At 61.7% G+C, this 19,017-nt stretch carries 20 protein-coding genes; 11 read left to right on the forward strand and 9 right to left on the reverse strand.

The features are described 5' to 3' along the window. Positions 1-283 precede the first annotated feature (283 nt). Together ilvA and ABH945_RS05885 are read left to right on the forward strand one after the other, a co-directional pair. Entirely contained in the window at positions 284-1,855 is a 1,572-nt protein-coding gene (ilvA, locus tag ABH945_RS05880; RefSeq protein ID WP_429249976.1) for a threonine ammonia-lyase, biosynthetic, read from the forward strand. A 253-nt stretch (positions 1,856-2,108) separates the two neighbouring features. Next, positions 2,109-3,281: a 4-hydroxybenzoate 3-monooxygenase gene (locus ABH945_RS05885; protein WP_429249977.1), complete on the forward strand. Its 1,173-nt coding sequence runs from the start codon at positions 2,109-2,111 to the stop codon at positions 3,279-3,281. A gap of 37 nt (positions 3,282-3,318) precedes the next feature. On the opposite strand, the gene ABH945_RS05890 is transcribed toward ABH945_RS05885, so the two are convergent. Then, the gene (locus ABH945_RS05890; protein ID WP_429249978.1) at positions 3,319-4,209 is read right to left on the reverse strand and encodes a helix-turn-helix domain-containing protein; all 891 of its coding nucleotides are present in this window, start codon (positions 4,207-4,209) and stop codon (positions 3,319-3,321) included. Positions 4,210-4,374: 165 nt separating this feature from the next. Here ABH945_RS05890 and ABH945_RS05895 point away from each other — a divergent pair, with 165 nt between their 5' ends. The 7 genes from ABH945_RS05895 to ABH945_RS05925 all read left to right on the forward strand — a co-directional run bounded on the left by ABH945_RS05895 (position 4,375) and on the right by ABH945_RS05925 (position 10,228). Beyond that, complete coding sequence (locus ABH945_RS05895; RefSeq protein WP_429249979.1) at positions 4,375-5,229, forward strand: SDR family NAD(P)-dependent oxidoreductase; 855 nt, start codon at positions 4,375-4,377, stop codon at positions 5,227-5,229. Between the two features lie 21 nt (positions 5,230-5,250). Then, positions 5,251-5,979: an FAD-dependent oxidoreductase gene (locus ABH945_RS05900; RefSeq protein WP_429249980.1), complete on the forward strand. Its 729-nt coding sequence runs from the start codon at positions 5,251-5,253 to the stop codon at positions 5,977-5,979. Further along, entirely contained in the window at positions 5,865-7,034 is a 1,170-nt protein-coding gene (locus ABH945_RS05905; RefSeq protein WP_429250372.1) for an FAD-binding protein, read from the forward strand. Before ABH945_RS05900 ends, ABH945_RS05905 begins: the two co-directional genes overlap by 115 nt. Further along, the gene (locus ABH945_RS05910; protein WP_074764114.1) at positions 7,031-7,369 is read left to right on the forward strand and encodes an NIPSNAP family protein; all 339 of its coding nucleotides are present in this window, start codon (positions 7,031-7,033) and stop codon (positions 7,367-7,369) included. Before ABH945_RS05905 ends, ABH945_RS05910 begins: the two co-directional genes overlap by 4 nt. A gap of 25 nt (positions 7,370-7,394) precedes the next feature. Next, the gene (locus ABH945_RS05915) at positions 7,395-8,156 is read left to right on the forward strand and encodes a glucose 1-dehydrogenase (protein WP_429249981.1); all 762 of its coding nucleotides are present in this window, start codon (positions 7,395-7,397) and stop codon (positions 8,154-8,156) included. Between the two features lie 204 nt (positions 8,157-8,360). Beyond that, positions 8,361-9,779 carry an MFS transporter gene (locus ABH945_RS05920; protein WP_429249982.1) on the forward strand — a complete coding sequence of 473 codons (1,419 nt, stop codon included), beginning with the start codon at positions 8,361-8,363 and terminating at the stop codon, positions 9,777-9,779. A 197-nt stretch (positions 9,780-9,976) separates the two neighbouring features. Next, a complete protein-coding gene (locus ABH945_RS05925) occupies positions 9,977-10,228 on the forward strand; it encodes a hypothetical protein (protein WP_074764111.1) in 252 nt (83 codons plus the stop codon). 99 nt (positions 10,229-10,327) lie between these two features. Here ABH945_RS05925 and ABH945_RS05930 read toward each other — a convergent pair whose 3' ends face one another. The 3 genes from ABH945_RS05930 to ABH945_RS05940 all read right to left on the reverse strand — a co-directional run bounded on the left by ABH945_RS05930 (position 10,328) and on the right by ABH945_RS05940 (position 11,211). Continuing rightward, complete coding sequence (locus tag ABH945_RS05930; protein ID WP_429249983.1) at positions 10,328-10,576, reverse strand: hypothetical protein; 249 nt, start codon at positions 10,574-10,576, stop codon at positions 10,328-10,330. Positions 10,577-10,654: 78 nt separating this feature from the next. Further along, positions 10,655-11,038, reverse strand: coding sequence for a hypothetical protein (locus ABH945_RS05935; RefSeq protein ID WP_074764109.1), 384 nt, complete (start codon positions 11,036-11,038; stop codon positions 10,655-10,657). 47 nt (positions 11,039-11,085) lie between these two features. Beyond that, entirely contained in the window at positions 11,086-11,211 is a 126-nt protein-coding gene (locus ABH945_RS05940; RefSeq protein WP_290439519.1) for a hypothetical protein, read from the reverse strand. 768 nt (positions 11,212-11,979) lie between these two features. Between ABH945_RS05940 and kdgT the strand changes: the two genes are divergently transcribed. Further along, positions 11,980-13,002 carry a 2-keto-3-deoxygluconate transporter gene (kdgT, locus tag ABH945_RS05945; RefSeq protein ID WP_074764108.1) on the forward strand — a complete coding sequence of 341 codons (1,023 nt, stop codon included), beginning with the start codon at positions 11,980-11,982 and terminating at the stop codon, positions 13,000-13,002. 150 nt (positions 13,003-13,152) lie between these two features. Here the strand turns inward: kdgT and ABH945_RS05950 are convergent, their stop codons facing one another. Together ABH945_RS05950 and ABH945_RS05955 are read right to left on the reverse strand one after the other, a co-directional pair. After that, entirely contained in the window at positions 13,153-13,728 is a 576-nt protein-coding gene (locus ABH945_RS05950) for a GNAT family N-acetyltransferase (RefSeq protein ID WP_074764107.1), read from the reverse strand. Between the two features lie 148 nt (positions 13,729-13,876). Continuing rightward, positions 13,877-15,322 (reverse strand): NAD-dependent succinate-semialdehyde dehydrogenase, encoded by a 1,446-nt coding sequence (locus ABH945_RS05955; RefSeq protein WP_429249984.1) that lies wholly within the window; start codon positions 15,320-15,322, stop codon positions 13,877-13,879. 443 nt (positions 15,323-15,765) lie between these two features. Between ABH945_RS05955 and ABH945_RS05960 the strand changes: the two genes are divergently transcribed. Beyond that, a complete protein-coding gene (locus ABH945_RS05960) occupies positions 15,766-15,969 on the forward strand; it encodes a cold-shock protein (protein ID WP_007181784.1) in 204 nt (67 codons plus the stop codon). Positions 15,970-16,129: 160 nt separating this feature from the next. Here the strand turns inward: ABH945_RS05960 and ABH945_RS05965 are convergent, their stop codons facing one another. The 3 genes from ABH945_RS05965 to ABH945_RS05975 are packed head-to-tail and all read right to left on the reverse strand — an operon-like array spanning position 16,130 to position 18,900. Then, complete coding sequence (locus ABH945_RS05965; protein ID WP_429249985.1) at positions 16,130-16,921, reverse strand: ABC transporter ATP-binding protein; 792 nt, start codon at positions 16,919-16,921, stop codon at positions 16,130-16,132. After that, positions 16,918-17,778 carry an ABC transporter permease gene (locus ABH945_RS05970; RefSeq protein ID WP_429249986.1) on the reverse strand — a complete coding sequence of 287 codons (861 nt, stop codon included), beginning with the start codon at positions 17,776-17,778 and terminating at the stop codon, positions 16,918-16,920. Before ABH945_RS05970 ends, ABH945_RS05965 begins: the two co-directional genes overlap by 4 nt. A gap of 54 nt (positions 17,779-17,832) precedes the next feature. After that, positions 17,833-18,900 carry an aliphatic sulfonate ABC transporter substrate-binding protein gene (locus ABH945_RS05975; RefSeq protein WP_429249987.1) on the reverse strand — a complete coding sequence of 356 codons (1,068 nt, stop codon included), beginning with the start codon at positions 18,898-18,900 and terminating at the stop codon, positions 17,833-17,835. Positions 18,901-19,017: the final 117 nt, after the last annotated feature.

The raw sequence follows: 19,017 nt of genomic DNA on the forward strand, positions 1-19,017 counted from the left end.
TTCTTGGCGTGATGTGGGGCGCGTCGATGGACGAGTCCCACATCTTCTCGCGCAAAGCACAAGGATTGACAAAGGCCGTCAAGTCAACGAAGATCGAACGCATGAACTGCACCCACATCCGTATTGCGCTGATTATTAGCATCATTCATCGAATGGTGGGTTAGCGCGCGTCTGGTAGCAGTGACACATTAACCCGCCCCACGAGGCGGGTTTTTTTATGTCCGCGCTGCCTGCCTCCTGGTGAACTCTTTGCTGATTCGTCTTTGCCACCCAGGAGCTTGCCTTGTCATTATTCGAATTCGAACATGCAGCCGATGCATCCGATAGCGTCGCGTTGCGTCACGACTACCTGAAAAAGACCCTGACCGCGCGCGTCTACGACGTGGCCCGCGAGACCGAACTCGAACATGCGCCGAATCTGTCGGCGCGGCTGCGTAATCCGGTGTATCTGAAGCGCGAGGATAACCAGCCGGTGTTCTCGTTCAAGCTGCGCGGCGCGTACAACAAGATGGCGCATATTCCGGCGGATGCGTTGCAGCGTGGCGTGATTACCGCATCGGCGGGCAATCATGCGCAGGGCGTGGCGTTGTCGGCGGCTCGCATGGGCGTGAAGGCGATCATCGTGGTGCCCACTACCACGCCGCAGGTGAAAGTCGATGCGGTGCGCGCGCATGGCGGCGCAACGGTTGAAGTCGTGCAGTTCGGCGAGTCGTATAGCGACGCCTACGGCCATGCGGTGAAGCTCCAGGAAGAACGCGGCCTGACCTTCGTGCATCCGTTCGATGACCCGTACGTGATTGCAGGCCAGGGTACGGTGGCGATGGAAATTCTCAGCCAGCATCAAGGCCCGATTCACGCGATCTTCGTGCCGATCGGCGGCGGCGGATTGGCGGCGGGCGTGGCGGCGTACGTGAAATCGGTGCGACCGGAGATCAAGGTGATCGGCGTACAAACCGACGACTCGTGCGCGATGGCCGCCTCGCTGAAAGCAGGCGAGCGCGTCACGCTGAACGAAGTGGGCCTGTTCTCGGACGGCACAGCGGTCAAGCTGGTCGGGGAAGAAACCTTCCGCCTGTGCAGCGAATATCTCGATGACGTGCTGCTCGTGAACACCGACGCATTGTGCGCGGCGATCAAGGACGTGTTCCAGGACACGCGCAGCGTGCTTGAACCAGCCGGCTCACTGGCGGTAGCGGGTGCCAAGCAGTACGCGGAAAGAGAAGGCATCGAAAACCAGACGCTGATCGCGATCACGTCCGGCGCGAACATGAATTTCGACCGCATGCGCTTCGTGGCGGAACGCGCCGAAGTCGGTGAAGCACGCGAAGCCGTGTTCGCGGTGACGATCCCCGAAGAACGCGGCAGCTTCCGGCGCTTCTGCGAGCTGGTCGGCACACGCAGCGTCACCGAATTCAACTACCGCATCGCAGACGCGAATTCGGCGCATATCTTCGTCGGCGTGCAAACGAAAAACCGCAGCGAGTCCGTGCAGATTGCAGGCGCATTCGAAACGCACGGCTTCGCCACCGTCGATCTGACTTTCGACGAACTGTCGAAGCAGCACATCCGCTACATGGTCGGTGGTCGCTCGCCGTTGGCGCACGACGAACGCCTGTTCCGTTTCGAGTTTCCCGAACGGCCGGGCGCGCTGATGAAATTCCTGTCGTCGATGGCGCCGAACTGGAACATCAGCCTGTTTCATTACCGCAACCAGGGCGCGGACTACAGCTCGATCCTCGTCGGCATCCAGGTGCCGATGACCGAGAACGACGGGTTCGACAATTTCCTTACGACGCTCGGCTATCCGTATTGGGAAGAGACGAAGAACCCGGTTTATCGCCTGTTTCTAAGCTAACTACAGGTAAAGCAAGCTCGGGGTTTACCTTGAGCCTGCAAAACATAGCCACGACTAACCGTTATCGCCACGCACGGGCCAAAAGCCCCGGCTGGCAAGCGTTAGCGCCCGATGCAACCCATCCGCGCAAGCGTCCTGGATAGACTGTCTATCGCCATAAGCGATACAGCCTATCCGCCATATCGCGTTGCGGGATACACCACCCGATCGTCACACTGAGCGCAAATCACTCGCCGCATTCAGGAGACAACTCATGCGCACCCAAGTTGGCATCATCGGTGCCGGGCCCGCGGGCCTGCTGCTTTCCCACCTTCTTCATCAACGCGGCATCGAGTCGGTCGTGCTCGAAACGCGTAGTCGCGAACAGATCGAATCCACCATCCGCGCCGGTGTGCTCGAACAGGGCACGATGGACCTGCTGACCGAAGCGGGCGTCGGCGCGCGCATGAAAGCAGAGGGCGCGCTGCATCATGGCTTCGAACTGGCTTTCGAAGGCAAGCGCCGCCGCATCGATCTGACGGATCTCACCGGACATTCGATCACCGTCTACGCGCAGCACGAAGTGATCAAAGACCTGGTCGCGGCGCGTGTCGCGGCAAACGGTGCGCTGCGTTTCGGCGTATCGGACACATCGATTCACGGCATCGATACCGACAAGCCGTCGATCCGCTATCGCCACGAAGGCGAATCGTATGAACTGCAATGCGACTTCGTGATTGGTTGCGACGGCTCGCAAGGCGTTTCGCGCGCATCGATTCCGCAGGCGCTGCGCAAAGACTACGAACGTGTGTACCCGTTCGGTTGGTTCGGCATCCTGTGCGAAGGTCCGCCGTCGTCGGACGAACTGATCTACGCTCGCCACGATCGCGGCTTTGCGTTGATCAGCACGCGCTCGCCGAACGTGCAACGCATGTACTTTCAGTGCGATCCGAAAGACTCGGTCGAGAACTGGTCCGACGATCGCATCTGGGCGGAATTGCACGCACGTGTCGATTCGCACGACGGTCAGAAGATTGTCGACGGCAAGATTTTCCAGAAGAACATTGTCGGCATGCGCAGCTTCGTTTCGGCGACGATGCAGCACGGCCGCCTGTTTCTCGCCGGTGACGCCGCGCACATCGTGCCGCCCACCGGCGCTAAGGGTTTGAACCTGGCCGTCGCCGATGTGCGCGTGTTGACCAGAGCGCTGAACGCGTTCTACGTGGAAAACCGCACCGATCTGCTCGACGGTTATAGCGAAACTGCGCTCAAACGCATTTGGCGCGCCGAGCATTTCTCGTACTGGATGACCAGCATGATGCACCGTATTGAAGGCGCGTCGCCGTTCGAGCAACAGCTTCAGGTCGCCGAACTCGAATACGTGACGACGTCACGTCCCGCAGCGATGGCGATGGCGGAAAATTACGTCGGCGTCGCAGCAGTCTGATTTTTTCGCGCGACATTCAGGCATCGGAACGCACGTTTCAGTTGAGCGATAAATCCCGATGCGCTGCCGCCTGAAACTCCGTAGGCGTGACGCCCGTCTGCTTGCGAAAATAGCGGCTGAAATACGCCGAGTCTTCGAAACCGAGCGCATGCGCAATCTGTTTGATGGTCATGCCTGAATAAACCAGATCGCGTTGCGCCTCGCGTATCAACTGATCGTTGACAAGCGACATGGGTGACTGACCCAATTCGTCGCGGCAGATACGACCCAATTGCGCTGCAGTCACGCCCAATTTCCCCGCATAGAACTCGATGGGCTGATGCTCGCGAACATGCGCAGCGACCAGTTCACGCAGCCGTTTGATCTGCGCAGCGCGCCGGTCGTTGACAGTCGCGCCGGTCGCCGACGCTGCGTCGCTCAAACGCGCCACCTGTACAAAAAGTGCAATCATCAGAGACATGCCCGCGGCGATATGGCCACGCGCGCTGCCGCGAAATTCCTGCTCCAGCAAACCGAATAGCGGCATCAACGTGCCTTCGCCGAGAGCAGGGCGAACGGGGATCAGCGCTGGACGTTGCAGCACCGGCAAAAGCCCGGGCGACACTGCCTTTGAAATCGACTCCAGCGCACGTTGTGCGGCAGTAATCACGAGTCCGTCCACATCGGGCGAAAACACGAAACCATGCACTGTTTGCGCGGGAATCAGCAGAATGCATGGTGGTTCAATGGAGAGCTTCTCGCTCTCGATCAACACATGACCGCCGCCACTGCGGATGTACAGAATCTGCAATAACGCGTCATGACGATGCGCGGCGATATGCCAGTCGTTAGGACGGCTGCGCTCGGCGATACATTCGAAATTGAATGCGTCGTACCACGGCGGCCGAGCCGATTCTCCGTACAGATCGTAGTTAGGGATTTTCCTCATGCGTTTTTGTCTCCTATGTACGGATTGTCCTGCGATGCGCTCCCTTTGTCCAATTTCTCCTGCACTCGCATCGCTATACTTTTTTCCATGGATGGGACGGTTCGAAAGCACGGCGGTAACGTCGTTCTGCGGACCGTAGCCAGAATTAAAATCATGGAGATTCGGATGGCTAATCAAATTGATACGGCTGGTGATCGTGGGAATTCACGACACTGGCTCGCGCTCGACAGCAAGGTTTGCGTAGTCAGCGGTGCTGCGGGCGGCATAGGCAGCGCCATTGCGCGCGTGCTCGGCGATGCAGGCGCACGCGTCGCGTTACTCGACCATGACGAAGAAAAATGCCGTGCACTCGCGCAGACGCTAAACGAAAACGGTGTCGAAGCACTCGCATTCGCCTGCGATATCGGCGACATAGATAGCGTGCGTGGCGCGGTGGCCGGGGTCGAAGCGGCGTTCGGCGTGGCCGATGTGCTCGTGAATAATGCGGGCCTGCTGCGTCCAGGAGGCATCGAGGAAATCGGCCTTGAAGCGTGGAACGCGATGCTGCGCGTGAATCTCACTGGCTACATGCTGTGCTCGCAACAGTTCGGTCACGGCATGTTGAAGCAGCGCGCGGGCGCGATTGTGCATGTGGCTTCGGTGGCCGCACATCATCCGCAAACTTATAGCGGCGCGTATAGCCCCGGCAAGGCGGGCGTGGCAATGCTGTCGAAACAGTTGGCGGCGGAGTGGGGGCCACGCGGCATCCGCAGCAATACCGTGTGTCCCGGCATGATCCGCACACCGCTGTCCGCCGCCTTTTACGAGCACGGCGATATCGAACAGCGCCGTAGCGCGATGACGGCAAGCCGCCGAATTGGCGAGCCGCAGGATATCGCAGACGTAGTCGCGTTTCTTGCGAGCGCGCGAGCCGCGTATGTGAACGGCGCAGAGATCGTGGTCGATGGCGGACTCGAAAGCATGTTGATGGACCTCGTGCCGCGCCCCGGTTTCGAAGCCGTGCAGTCTGCTGCACGCTAAGCCATCTCAAGGACAACCATCATGACTGACACCACGCGAAACGCCGTGTTGACTTGCGACGTGCTCGTCATCGGCTCGGGGGCAGGCGGCCTCTCCACGGCGATCACTGCACGCAAGCAGGGGCTCGACGTGATCGTGATCGAGAAGGAGCCGTTCTTTGGCGGCACCACTGCGTTTTCGGGCGGCGTATTGTGGATCCCCGGTAATCGTCACGCGCACAGCAACCAGGTGCACGACACGCGCGGAACGGCGCTCAGGTACATGCGCCACGAAACCGGCGAATTTTTCGACGCGGCCGCTGTCGATGCCTTTCTCGACACGGGTCCGCAAATGCTCGATTTCTTCGAGAAGGAAACCACGGTCAAGTTCGTGCCGACGCTGTATCCCGACTATCACCCGAACGTGGACGGCGGAGTGGATATCGGCCGCTCGGTGGTGGCCGCGCCATTCGATGCGCGGGCGCTCGGCAAGGACATCGTGCGGCTGCGTCCGCCGCTCAGCACGATCACGTTTATCGGCATGATGTTCAATTCGTCGAACGCGGATCTCAAGCACTTTTTCAATGCGACGCGTTCGCTGAAGTCCGCGATTTATGTAGCAAAACGCCTTGCGGGACATCTGAAAGACCTCGCGTTATACCGGCGTGGCGTGCAGGTGACGAGCGGCAATGCACTTTTGCCGCACGTTTGGCTAAATCGGCGCTCGATCTGGGCATTCCGATTCACACGAATACCGCAGCGCGTGAATTGACGACGACAGGTCAGCGCGTAACCGGTGCGCTTGTCAGTGGAGCAGACGGTGAAATTCGAATCGTCGCGCGGCGCGGTGTCGTGCTTGCATGTGGCGGTTTTTCACATGACGTAGCGCGTATTGCGAACGCATACCCGCATCTGAAGCGCGGCGGCGAACATGTGTCGCCGGTGCCCCCAGGCAATACCGGGGACGGTGTCGGCATGGCGGAACGACTCGGCGCGAAAGTGGCGATCCGTTATCCGCAACCGGCGGCCTGGATGCCGGTGTCGCGCGTGCCGATGCGCGACGGCAGTGTCGGCGTGTTTCCGCATCTTCTGGATCGCTACAAGCCCGGCATTATCGGCGTGACGCGCGCGGGCAAGCGCTTCACGAACGAAGCGAATTCGTATCACGACGTGGGCGCGGCGATGATCGAAGCGTGCGCGAACGAGCGGGAAACCGCGATGTGGCTGATCTGCGATCACGCGACGATCCGCAAATACGGGCTTGGTTTTGCGAAGCCCGCGCCGGTGCCGCTCGGTCCGCTGTTGCGCAATGGCTATCTGACCATGGGGCGAACGCTGGCTGAACTCGCGCGCAATGCTGGGCTCGACGGACGGGCGTTAGAGGCAACCGTTAAGCACTACAACGTCGGCGCTGCTCGCGGCGAAGACACCGAATTCGGCCGGGGCACGACGTCGTTTAACCGCTATCTGGCGGACCCGGAACAGCGGCCTAACCCCTGCGTTGCGCCAATCGGCGACGGCCCGTACTACGCGTTGAAAGTGCTGATGGGCGACCTCGGCACCTTCGATGGAATCTCGACGAAGGTCACCGGCGAAGTGCTCGACGAAGCGGGCGCACCGATTCCCGGCCTGTATGCCGTCGGCAACGACCGGGCGAGCGTGATGGGCGGCAACTATCCGGGCGCGGGCATCACGCTCGGACCGATCATGACCTTCGGCTACATCACCGGCCGCCATCTCGCAGGGGTGAGCGATGCCGCCGCGCCAGCGCAAAGCCAGCCAGACGCATCGCAGGCATCGAAAACAGCATTGAGGACAGGCACATGAGCAGCGGCAAACCCTTTGTCGATCACCGCATTTATACGATTCGTCCGCGCGGCATGGCGGAATTCATCGACGTATTCGACCGGCTGGCGATGCCGATCCAGGTGAAGTATCTCGGTGCGCCGGTTGGCTTCTACATGAGCGACATCGGCGCGTTGAATCAGGTGGTGCATCTATGGGGCTACGAAAGCATCGGCGATTACGACCAGCGCCGCACCGCGCGCGATGCCGATCCCGAATGGCCCGCTTATCTGCAGGCGTCGGCGCATCTGATCGTCGCGCAGGAGAGCCGGATTATTAAACGCGTCGATTTCAGAAGCCTGGCCATGCTTCGCTAACGGCGCGATCACGGAGGAGACAGACATGAACGAACCAACACGACGCGTCGCGATCGTGACAGGTGGCGCGAATGGTATCGGTTGGGCGACCGCGCAGCGCTTTGCACAAGACGGATACAGCGTGGTCGTTGCAGACCTGCACGCCGAACGTGCGCGTCGCCGCGCTGAGGAGTTGGGCGAGGCTCACCTGGGTATTGCTGCCGACGTGGCTATCGAAGCAGACGTGATCGCGCTGGTCAGTGCGTGCGTCGAACGCTTCGGCAGACTGGACGTACTCGTCAACAATGCTGGCAATAGCGATCAGCCGTATCCCACCATCGAGCAGAACATCGACGCATTCGACCGCCTTGTCGATATCCATTTGCGCGGCACTTTTCTCGCTTGCCGCGAGGCCGCGAAATTGATGCTTGCGCAGCGCAGCGGCGCAATCGTCAATCTCGGGTCGATTGCGGGGCTCGCGGGTATCCCGCAACGCAACGCGTACAGCGCGGCCAAAGCCGGCATCGTCGCGATGACCCGCTCGCTCGCGTGCGAATGGGCACGCGAAGGAATTCGCGTGAATGCCGTTGCGCCTGGCTACGTCGCGACTGAACTGGTCGAAGCGCTCGAACGCAACGGGCAGATGAATCTCCAGTCGATCGAAAAGCGCACGCCAATGGGCCGGCTCGCGCGCCCTGATGAAATTGCGCGGGCAATCGGTTTTCTCGCATCCGACGCCGCGAGCTATATCACCGGCACGACGCTCAGCGTGGACGGCGGTTGGCATGCGTATGGCGCGGCGTATTAGACGTATCGCGTGTGCGGTTCAGATTCACGGCCTGGCAACAGCAACATCGGCAACATCGCCAGCATTCGAAAAATAAAAAATCATCACGTCATATCACGGAGACACCGCAATGAATCAGCCCCAACCCTGCAGGGCGGCCGCTCTGCATCCGCATGATCTGGAAACACGTTTAACGTCAGAAACTGGCGGGCACGGAGGCGCGTTATGACAGGCCCCGACCGCAGCGTCGATGTTCAGGTGTTCATCGACGAACAACGCTTCTCGCCGTTTCAATGGACGATTCTCGTGCTGTGCTTTCTGGTCGTCGCCGCCGATGGTTTCGATACCGCCGCAGTCGGCTTCATCGCGCCTTCGCTGGTGCAGCAGTGGGGCATTGCGCGGAGTTCGCTCGGTCCGGTGATGAGCGCGGCGCTCGTCGGACTCGGAATCGGCGCGCTCGCGGCCGGTCCGTTCGCGGATCGTGTCGGACGTAAAACGGTGCTGGTTTTATCGGTATTTTTCTTTGGACTGTGGAGTCTCGCCGCCGCTCGCGCGACCTCGATCGAGTCGCTCACGCTGCTGCGGTTTTTCACCGGCCTGGGTCTCGGCGCGGCGATGCCGAATGCCGTCACGCTCATGTCCGAATACGCGCCCGCTCGAATTCGTGCGGTGGCCGTGAATGCGATGTTCTGCGGATTTTCATGTGGACTCGCGCTTGGCGGTCTTGCGTCCGCATGGCTGATTCCACATTTCGGCTGGCCCAGTGTGCTCGTCGCAGGCGGTGTGGGCCCGATCGTGCTGACCGTGTTGCTGATTCTGTTACTGCCGGAGTCGGTGCAGTTTCTCGCCGTACGCAGGAAAGCGGACCAACGTATCGCGCGGATACTGCAGCGCATTTCGCCGCACATCAATCTGGAACGATGCCGCTTCGTCGCGCGCGATGATCGCGCGGGGCACGTGACCCACGCATCCGATGCGCGAGGACACAGCGGCGACGGCACACGCGCTCAATGGGCACTCGCCGTCGTGCTGTCATCGCGCTATCGCTTTGGCACCCTGATGCTGTGGCTCGCGTATTTCATGGGGCTGCTGATCTACTACCTGCTCACGAACTGGCTGCCCACGCTGTTCAAAGACACCGGTTTTTCAGCCGAAAAAGCGGCGCTGATGACGTCGCTGTTTCCGCTCGGCGGTGTGCTCGGCAACCTGTGCGTCGGCTGGATCATGGACCGCTTCGTCGGACACCGCGTCGTCGCGTTGACCTATGCACTCGTTGGCGTGCTCGTTTTGCTCGTGGGACAAGGCGTCGGACATCAACTGTGGCTCGGCACGCTGATTTTCCTCACCGGCGCGGTCGCCACTAGCGCGGTCACGTCGATGTCGGCCCTTGCCGCGAGTTTCTATCCGACGCGGGCACGTGCAACAGGCGTCGCGTGGATGCTCGGCGTGGGGCGCATTGGCGGTGTGGCAGGGGCATTGGTAGGCGCCGCGCTAATGGGACTCGGCTGGCAATTCGGCGCGGTCTTCAGCCTGCTTTGCGTGCCGGCGGTCATTGCGGCCGGCGGCGTATATCTGATGATGCGGCGCGTGCCCGAGGAGGAGGCATCGTCAAAGGGAGCAGTTGCCGCTATGGCAGGGAAATGATTGCTGCATCGCAAAAGCGGCTGCCGTGTGCTGGTAATTACGCTCTGGCAGCCGCTTTTTCATTGTCGTGCGAAACACAACAGTGAATTCATGATTGATGGATTTATCTCGCACCTCGCGCCACCTACACTTTGTCTAACGCTGCCTCACAAGTTGCATCGGCAGCCCGCACAGAGACAATCCCCGGAGGTGGTTTCATGAAGTCGCTCATTCAAGCTGTTGCTATCGCTGTCGTTCTTGCTGCGCCGGTTGCATCGTTTGCGCAGTCGGCTGATCAGGGCGTTTCGCAAGATACGCAGGCCACGCAGGCTCAGGCGTCGGGTCGGCAGAACGCAGCCCAGGTCGACAACAGCGGTTATGGTTCAGGCAGCCACGGTACGTGGCAATCCGGTCGAGGCGGCAGCACCACGGTAAGCTCATATTCGCCGCCGATTTACAACGCACGTTGAGCGTTGCCGCCAGCATCCGGTTACAACGAAACAGCGCACCAGAATTGAAAAAGCGCACGATGAGTCATTGACTCCTCGTGCGCTTTTTTGTTTGCATCATCAGATCACGCGCAACAACACCATCTCGTTGCGTAGCAGCGCCAGCAGATCGTCGTCACTGGGACGCGTGCCCCAGTGACGCGCACCCGCGACCGAAGCGATCGCCATCCACGAGTGCGGCGGAAACCATTCGCGCAATAGCGTGCCGTCCTGCCGCAAGCACAATTGCCCGGTCTGCTCGCTATATTCCGCGCAGATGAGCGTGCCATCGACCTGCGCCGTCACGCGTCGTGGATCGCTGCGTACCATATCGTCGCTCCTGCAGGATGGGTGGCGCGAATGCGTACGCGGCGCGGCCGCGTTACCGAAGCCGCTCCAGCCGATGCATTAGTGGTAGCCGCGACCATGGTCGTCGTCACGGCCGTGCGGGCCGTCGTCGTGACCGTGCCAGTCGCCGTGCGGGCCGCGTGCGTCATGCCACTCGCGCTGATCGTGATGACGCGATTCCCACTCGCGACGTTCCCAGTAGCGATGTCCGTCGTAGTAACGTTCGCCGTACCAGCCTGGGCTCACCACGACGACCGGCGCCGGTGCGTAGACGGGCGGCGGGGGCGGCGGCGGTGCATAGACCGGCTCGGGCGCGGCGAGAACGACACCCGGCACGCCGATGTTCACGCCGACATCCACGTGAGCCATAGCGGCCGACGATGCGCCAATCCCCAGGCCTGCAACGATCGCCAGCGACATCCAGCGGTTTCGTGAAGTGTTCATGTTTAATCCCGGATTCTTAATTGTGGGTGTTGCTGCGCGCGATGCGCTTAGTAATGATCGTGATCGTGATAGTGCGGATGGTCGTGATAACCGCCGTCCGGGACCACGATACAGCCGCTCAAAGCGGTGCCGAGTGTGACTGCCAGAATGGCCAGCGCGATAATTTTTCTCATGACGTTGCTCCCTTTTTGCTTGTGACCCGAACTCTACTGAGCGGTGAAATTTCGGTTGTGTTTGTGTGTAACAGGACGTGTCGTTTGCGCTGCATGTAGATGGCGCGCGCGGATTTGACCGGACACTATTCGCGGATGGATTCGCGGCCCGGTACCTGCTTACAGAACTGCAGGCAAGCCATTGAACGCGCTATGAAAAAAACGCTGTATACGGGGGCGCGGCGCGCTTGAATGCGTGGGGCGGCAAACACATTAACTGTCGATAAATGGCGCACATCGTGTTTCGCCGCTGCGATGCCGTGCGGATACATTCAGTTGCAGACTGACGACGCGATGCGACAGTAGGAGTGCGCTTCTGATGGCTTATTCACGCTCGACGGCTCGCATCCACGTGAAGACGAATACGCGAGCGAGGCGTGTGAATCACGCACGATTGGCTCACGACGTGATGGAAATGGCCGGTGAGAGCACGGCGTTGCCGCTCGCCAGTTGCCTTGTCGGTTGTGGATCGCCCAACGTCCCGGCGATGCCCTCATGCCCGCCGTCGGACGTGCGCGGAATCACCCTCCGGCGCGAGGATTCGCAGCACCCGCCCACACCCGGCGCGCGGGTAAACGATGACCGAAAAATCGAAAACGAATCGGAATCCGCTTCCTTTCACGGTGATATATTGCGCCGAAAGGGGAGAAGTCCGACATCAGACCGGGCCAACAATCCACTACACCGGGTTATCCGCCCGGTAACGGGACGCAAGTCCATGGAGGAGGCATGAAGCTCAAGAAGGCTCTCGACCGCATTCCTGGCGGCCTGATGCTGGTGCCGTTGCTGCTCGGCGCCTGTGTCCACACGTTCGCGCCGGGCGCCGGGAAATATTTCGGCTCGTTCACCAATGGTCTGATAACTGGCACCGTGCCGATCCTGGCGGTCTGGTTCTTCTGCATGGGCGCAACGATCGATTTGCGGGCCACCGGCGTGGTGCTGCGCAAGTCCGGCACGCTGCTCGCGACCAAAATGCTGGTGGCGTGGATCGTGACGCTGATCGCCGCGCGCTTCATTCCCGTCGACGGCATCAAAACCGGTTTATTCGCGGGCCTCTCGATGCTGGCGATCACCACGTCGATGGACATGACCAACGGCGGTCTCTACGCCGCGGTGATGCAGCAGTACGGAACCAAGGAAGAAGCGGGCGCGTTCGTGCTGATGTCGATCGAATCGGGGCCGCTCGTCAGCATGATCATTCTCGGCGCGACGGGCGTGGCGTTTTTCGAGCCGCGGCTTTTTGTCGGCGCGGTGCTGCCGTTTCTGATCGGCTTCACGCTCGGCAATCTCGACAGCGATCTGCGCGAACTGTTCGGACGTTGCGTGCATCCGCTGATTCCGTTTTTCGGCTTTGCGCTGGGCAACGGCATCGATCTGAACGTGATCGTCACGAGCGGTTTTCCGGGCGTCGTGCTCGGGCTCGCAGTGATCGTCGTGACCGGCATTCCGCTGATTCTCGCGGATCGCTGGCTGGCTGGCGGCAATGGAGCGGCGGGGTTGGCGGCATCGTCGACGGCGGGAGCGGCGGTCGCGAATCCGGCGATCATCGGCGAGATGATTCCTAGCTTCAAGCCGCTGGTGCCTGCCGCGACCGCGATGGTCGCGACGGCCTGCCTGGTGACCGCGATTCTGGTGCCGATCCTGACGGCGCTGTGGGTGCGCCGGCATCATGCGCGCGATGCGTTGCGCGAGGAGTTTGCCGCTGTTGCTCCGCAGTCGGCGCCTTTGAATGAGCGGGACGCACACGTTTGAGCCTGCTTTGCGGGCGGCCTGCTCGCGCGCGGTAGTGGCGTGAGCGGGCCGGGAAGGCAGCGAAGCGGGAGAGATGAGCGTTTTACCTGAACGGGGCCGCTCGCAGAAGCCAATGAGCGGCCTCGACATGCGTCACACTGGCGTCAAACGCTACCGCGCCAGTTTCCCTTCGAGCATCGCCTTCACCGCCGGCCATTCATCATCGATGATGCTAAAGCGCACCGAGTTACGCTTGCGTCCATCCGGCATGATTCGCTCATGCCGCACCACGCCTTCCAGTTTCGCGCCGATCCGCAGAATCGCCGCGCGCGATTTCTCGTTCAGCTCGTCGGTCGTGAACTGCACGCGCACGCACCGCATCACGTCGAACGCGTGGCTCAGCAGCAGATACTTCGCCTCGGTATTCACCGGCGAGCGCTGCACGGATTCGCCCAGCCACGTATGGCCGATTTCGAGCTTGCGATTCGCGCGGTCGATCTTCCAGAACCGCGTGCTGCCGACCACCGCGCCGGTTTCCCGCAACACGATCACGAACGGCATCACAGTGCCGCCTGCTCGGCCTTCGAGCGCCGTCGCGATATAGCGGTCGACGGTCTCCGGCCCCGGCACCACGGTCAGCTTCATATTCCACAGTTGTCCGTCGGCGGCGGCGTCGAGCAGCGCTTGCGCGTGCTCCTGCTGCAGCGGACGAAGTTCGACGATTTGACCGGTGAGCGTGGGTTGCATGAGTCGAAGAGGGTGATCAGAGGAGAAAAAGCAGACGCAAAAAAAGGTCCGTGAGCGAAGGCTCGCGGACCCGATCAGGCATTTCGCAGGACAGCCGGGACAGCAGGCAAAACCCGCCCCGGCTATCGACAGCGAGCTAGAGCGAGCCTTAAGCCGCCATCACCGAAACCGCCTTGGTGACAAGATAGCCTTCCATCGCTTCAGGACCGCCTTCCGAGCCGTAGCCCGAATCCTTCACGCCGCCAAACGGCATTTCCGGCGACGGCGTAGCGGGCTGGTTGATCCACAGCATGCCGACTTCCAGTTGTTGCGACAGCAGATGCACGTTGCTGAACGACTTCGTGAACGCGTAGCCAGCGAGACCGTACGGCAGACGGTTCGCTTCGGCGATCGCTTCTTCGAGCTTGTCGAAACCGCGAATCGCGGCGATCGGGCCGAACGGCTCGTTGTTGAACACGTCCGATTCGAGCGACACGTTGGTCAGCACGGTTGGCGCGAAGAAGTTGCCTTCCGAGCCGACGCGTTCGCCGCCGGTTTCGATCTTCGCACCGGTCTTGCGCGCGTCGTCGATTACCTTGCTCATTGCCGACAGGCGGCGGGCGTTGGCGAGCGGCCCGAGAGTCGTGCCTTCTGCCAGGCCGTCGCCGAGCTTGAGGCTTTCGGCGTGCTTGACCAGCGCCGCAGCAAATTCTTCGCGGATGCTGTTGTGGACGAGGAAACGCGTCGGCGAAATGCAGACCTGGCCTGCGTTGCGGAACTTGGCTCCGCCCGCTGCCTTGACGGCGAGTGCGACGTCGGCATCTTCCGCGACGATCACCGGAGCGTGACCGCCCAGTTCCATCGTGGCCCGCTTCATGTGCGCGCCGGCCATCGCGGCCAGTTGCTTGCCGACCGGCGTCGAGCCGGTGAACGTGACCTTGCGGATCACCGGATGCGGGATCAGGTAGCTCGAAATTTCAGCCGGATCGCCGAACACGAGGCCGACCGTACCGGCCGGCACACCGGCTTCGACGAAAGCCTGCAGCAGCGCTGCCGGCGACGCCGGGGTTTCTTCCGGCGCCTTGACGAGGAACGAGCAGCCGCTTGCCAGCGCCGCGCTCAGCTTGCGCACGATCTGGTTGACCGGGAAATTCCACGGCGTGAACGCCGCGACCGGGCCGATCGGCTCCTTCAGTACCAGTTGCTGCGCGGACAGGTTGCGCGACGGCACGATCCGGCCGTAGACGCGGCGGCCTTCGTCAGCGAACCATTCGATGATGTCGGCGGCGGCCAGCACTTCGACGCGCGCTTCCGCGAACGGCTTGCCTTGCTCCTGCGTCATCAGACGGCCGATGTCGGCCGCGCGCTCGCGCACCAGAGCAGCAGCTTTGCGCATCGTCGCAGCGCGCTCGTTGGCGGGAATCTTGCGCCAGGCGTTGAAGCCGCGTTGCGCGGCTTCGAGTGCGCGGTCCAGGTCGGCGATGCCGGCGTGCGCCACTTTGCCGATGGCCTGGCCGGAGGCCGGGTTGATGACGTCGAGAGTCTTGCCGCTGGCGGCGTCGCACCATTCGCCGTTGATCAGAAGTCGGGTATCGGTATAGCTCGAGGTGGCCATGCTGGGTTCCTGTTAGTGGAAAAAACGACAGGCCGCGCGGTCGGGTGGAAGCTGCATAAAGTCTGCAACGGGCCGTGCGCGGCGCTGGATGGACTGCCGATACCAATTATCTTATCTGATTGCGGGCGATCGCATCGGCTGTCCGCCCGATCGTGGTGCGCGGCACGTGTCTTGCTCGGATGCTGCGGTGGCGCTGGGATTGCGGTCGAAGCGGCGTCGCGCAAAGAGGCGTAAAGTCAGACGGCAGTGGCAGTGGCAGTGGCAGTGGCAGTGCGGCAGGTGCAGTGTGGCAGATGCAGTGGCAAGAGCGGGCGCGGGCCCGCAGCCTTGAACGGTGCCGGATAGAGGCAGTAGCGGCGCGGGGCGAGGTTCGGAAGTAGCAGTCAGCAGTCAACCGACGGCGAATACCGCCCAATCAACCCAGATGCAAACGAGGAATCGACATGCCTACCGGTACAGTGAAATGGTTCAACGACGCTAAAGGCTTCGGCTTCATTACGCCAGACGACGGCGGTGAAGATCTGTTCGCCCATTTCTCGGAGATCCGCTCCGAGGGATTCAAGTCGTTGCAGGAAAACCAGAAGGTCAGTTTTGAAATCAAGCAGGGGCCCAAGGGCAAGCAGGCGGCTGATATCAAGCCGGTGTGAGCGGGGCGGCGGCTGGTTCACGCTATAGGAAGCGTGGGCCGGCCGCGATTTTTTTGTGTCACCGGAAGCGGTTAGGTCACGCGTGGGGTTCTCACGGGTGATGCGGTTCGATGTGCGATTTCGGTGCATGAGTCCGCTGATAACTTCCGCTTCAGCGTTTCTAGACGCCGAGTCCCGCGCCAATCCCCTCCAGCAATTCATCCCGCAGATCGCCAATCGACATATCACGCCGGTCACGCGGATGCCCGCCGCTCACAGCGATATCGCGCACCAGACGCCCGGAACCGTGCGGCCCCGTCGTGTTCAGCAGCAGCACGCGGTCGGACAGATACAGCGCTTCGTCCAGGTCGTGCGTGACGATCAGCGCGGCGGTGCCGTGCGCCTGCGTCAGCGACAACAGCAGGTCTTGCAGACGCATGCGCGTCATCGCGTCGACGGCGCTGAACGGCTCGTCGAGCAGCAGCAGGTCCGGCTGCGAAAACAGGCCCCTGGCGAGCGCGACACGCTGCGCCATGCCGCCCGACAGTTGTTTGGGCAAAGCGGAGCCGATGCCGGCAAGCCCGACTTCATCGAGCAGACGTGCCACACGCGGATCGTCGCCTTGGCGCGGTCCGGCGGAAAACGCGACGTTGTCGGCCACGTTCAGCCACGGCAGCAGACGCGGCTCCTGAAAAATCACGCCCACGCGCGGCGAGGGACCGCGTCGAATCTGGCCGTCGAGCACAACCTCTCCGTCGAAATCGCGGTCGAGCCCGGCCAGCACGCGCAGCAACGTGCTCTTGCCGCATCCGCTCGGACCGACCAGGCTGACGATCTGGCCGCGCGCTAACGTGAAGTTCACCCGATCGAGCACGGTTCGCGTGTCGTAGCGCTTGCTGAGCGCGCGGACGTCGAGCAGCGGCGAGTCACTGGCAGCGGCGCCCGCAGAGGAAACTCCGGTCAGGGCACTCATTGCTTGTCTCCGGTGACGGCATCGTCATGAGCCGTATCGCGCCACGACAGCACGTGCGTTTCGATTGCCTTGAGCACGCTGTCGCTGAGCTTGCCCAGCAGCGCGAGCAACAGGATCGCGCCGAACACGAGATCGGGGCGTCCGGTCTCGCGTCCGTCGCTGAGCATGTAGCCGAGGCCGCGAGTGGCCGCGATCAGTTCGGCGGCGACCATGAACATCCACGCGAGGCTCAAGCCCGTGCGAAGCCCGGTGAAAATATGCGGCAACGATGCGGGCAACAGAATACGTGTGAACAGCGCCCGTCGACTCAAGCCGTTGACCTCGCCGAGTTCGATCAGCTTCCGGTCGACGCCGCGAATCCCGGCCACCACGCTCAGTTGCACGGGAAAGAACGCACCAATGGCGACGAGTGCGATTTTCGGCGCTTCGTCGATACCCATCCACAGCAGCAGGATCGGCACCCATGCCAGCGATGGAATCGCCCGCAATGCCTGGAACGCCGGGTCGAGCAGCGCGTCGAGGCGACGGCTCAGCCCCATCGCCGCGCCGATCAACAGCGCGAGCGCAGCGCCGAGGCCGAAGCCCGCGAACACGCGCAGCGTGCTTGCGCCGATATGTCGGCCGAGACGCTCCGCGCCGAGTTGCCAGAGCGTCTCGAAGATCGAGCTGGGCGCCGGCACCAGATGCTCCGGCAACACCGACGCACGCACCAGCACTTCGATCAGCGCGAGAAAGGCGAGCGGCAGGATCAGCCCGGCGACCCGCCAGCGTCTGAGCGGGTCGCGCGCCGGTTGTGCGCGCTGTTCAGTTGCTGCGGGCGCGAGGCGGTCAAGGGCGAGCGATTCGTCGGTAGCCATGTGCGTAGATCAGCGAGTCAGATGCAAGGAGTCGAAGCAGTAACGCGCGCCATCTCACTTGGCGTTTGCTGCGATCACGGGTTGCGCCGCCTGCACGTCGATCAGCGCGTCGATTACCTGATTCAGGTCCGTGCCCGGCTTCACCAGTTGTTCCTGCACGAGAATCGGCGCGGCTGCCTTGAGCGCGGTGAGTTGCTGCGCACCCGGTTGCGGATGGCTGAAATCGTTGCGGCTCAATTGCAGCTTCGCGACCGGCAACGACAGCTTCGATTCCTCGGCGACGATCTTCGCGGTTTCGTCGGGATGCGCGGCGATCCACGCGCGCGCCTTTTCATAGACCTTCAACACTTGCACGAGCGTTTCGGGATGGTCGTGAATGAAATCTTCGCGAGCGTCGAGCAGGCCCCAGGTGTTGAAATCGACATTGCGATAAAGCAGCTTCGCGCCGTCGTCGATCTGCGCGGCGGCCATGTGCGGATCGAGTCCGGCCCATGCGTCGACCTGACCGTTCGCCAAAGCGGTGCGGCCATCGGGATGCTGGAGATTGACGATCTCCACGTCGTCGCGCGAGAGGTCTGCGGTATGCAATGCGCGTAGCGTGAACAGGAACGGATCGGTGCCCTTGGTCGCGGCGATCTTCTTGCCTTTGAGGTCCGCGAGCGTTTTGATCGGAGAATCCTTGCGCACGACGAGCGCGGTCCATTCAGGGCGCGAGAAAACATACACCGCGCGAATCGGATTGCCGTTCGCCCTGGCGAGTACTGCGGCGAGTCCGGCGGTCGAACCGATATCGATTGCGCCGCTATTCAGGTACTCCAGTGCGCGATTGCTGCCGAGACTCAGCACCCATTTGACTTCCGTATGCTGCGGCGCGAGTGCCTGTTCGAGCCAGCCATTGCGTTTGATTACCAGGCTTTCCGGCGAGTAGTACGCGTAGTCGAGTTTCAATTCTGCGGGCGGCGCAGCGCGCGCAATAGTGGGCGCGAGAAGAGCGAGCGTGGACGTAGCGGCAATGAGAAGCGATGCGAAGCCGGTGCGAAAGCCCGCATACCGCGCGCGTGAAAAACCCGAAGAGCCCGAAGATGAATGCGGCAAGCGTGCCGTGTCCCGCGAGAAGATCATTGAACGGTCCTGGTCTATTGTTGAGTAGTGACCGCTCAATGTAGTGAAAGCGTAAGCGAAACTGAACCAATAAAAACGCACAATCAAAGCAGATTGGACGCTATGGCGGAATCGGGC

The sequence above is a fragment of the Paraburkholderia sp. GAS333 genome, assembly GCF_050435665.1.
Taxonomy (GTDB): domain Bacteria; phylum Pseudomonadota; class Gammaproteobacteria; order Burkholderiales; family Burkholderiaceae; genus Paraburkholderia; species Paraburkholderia fungorum_A.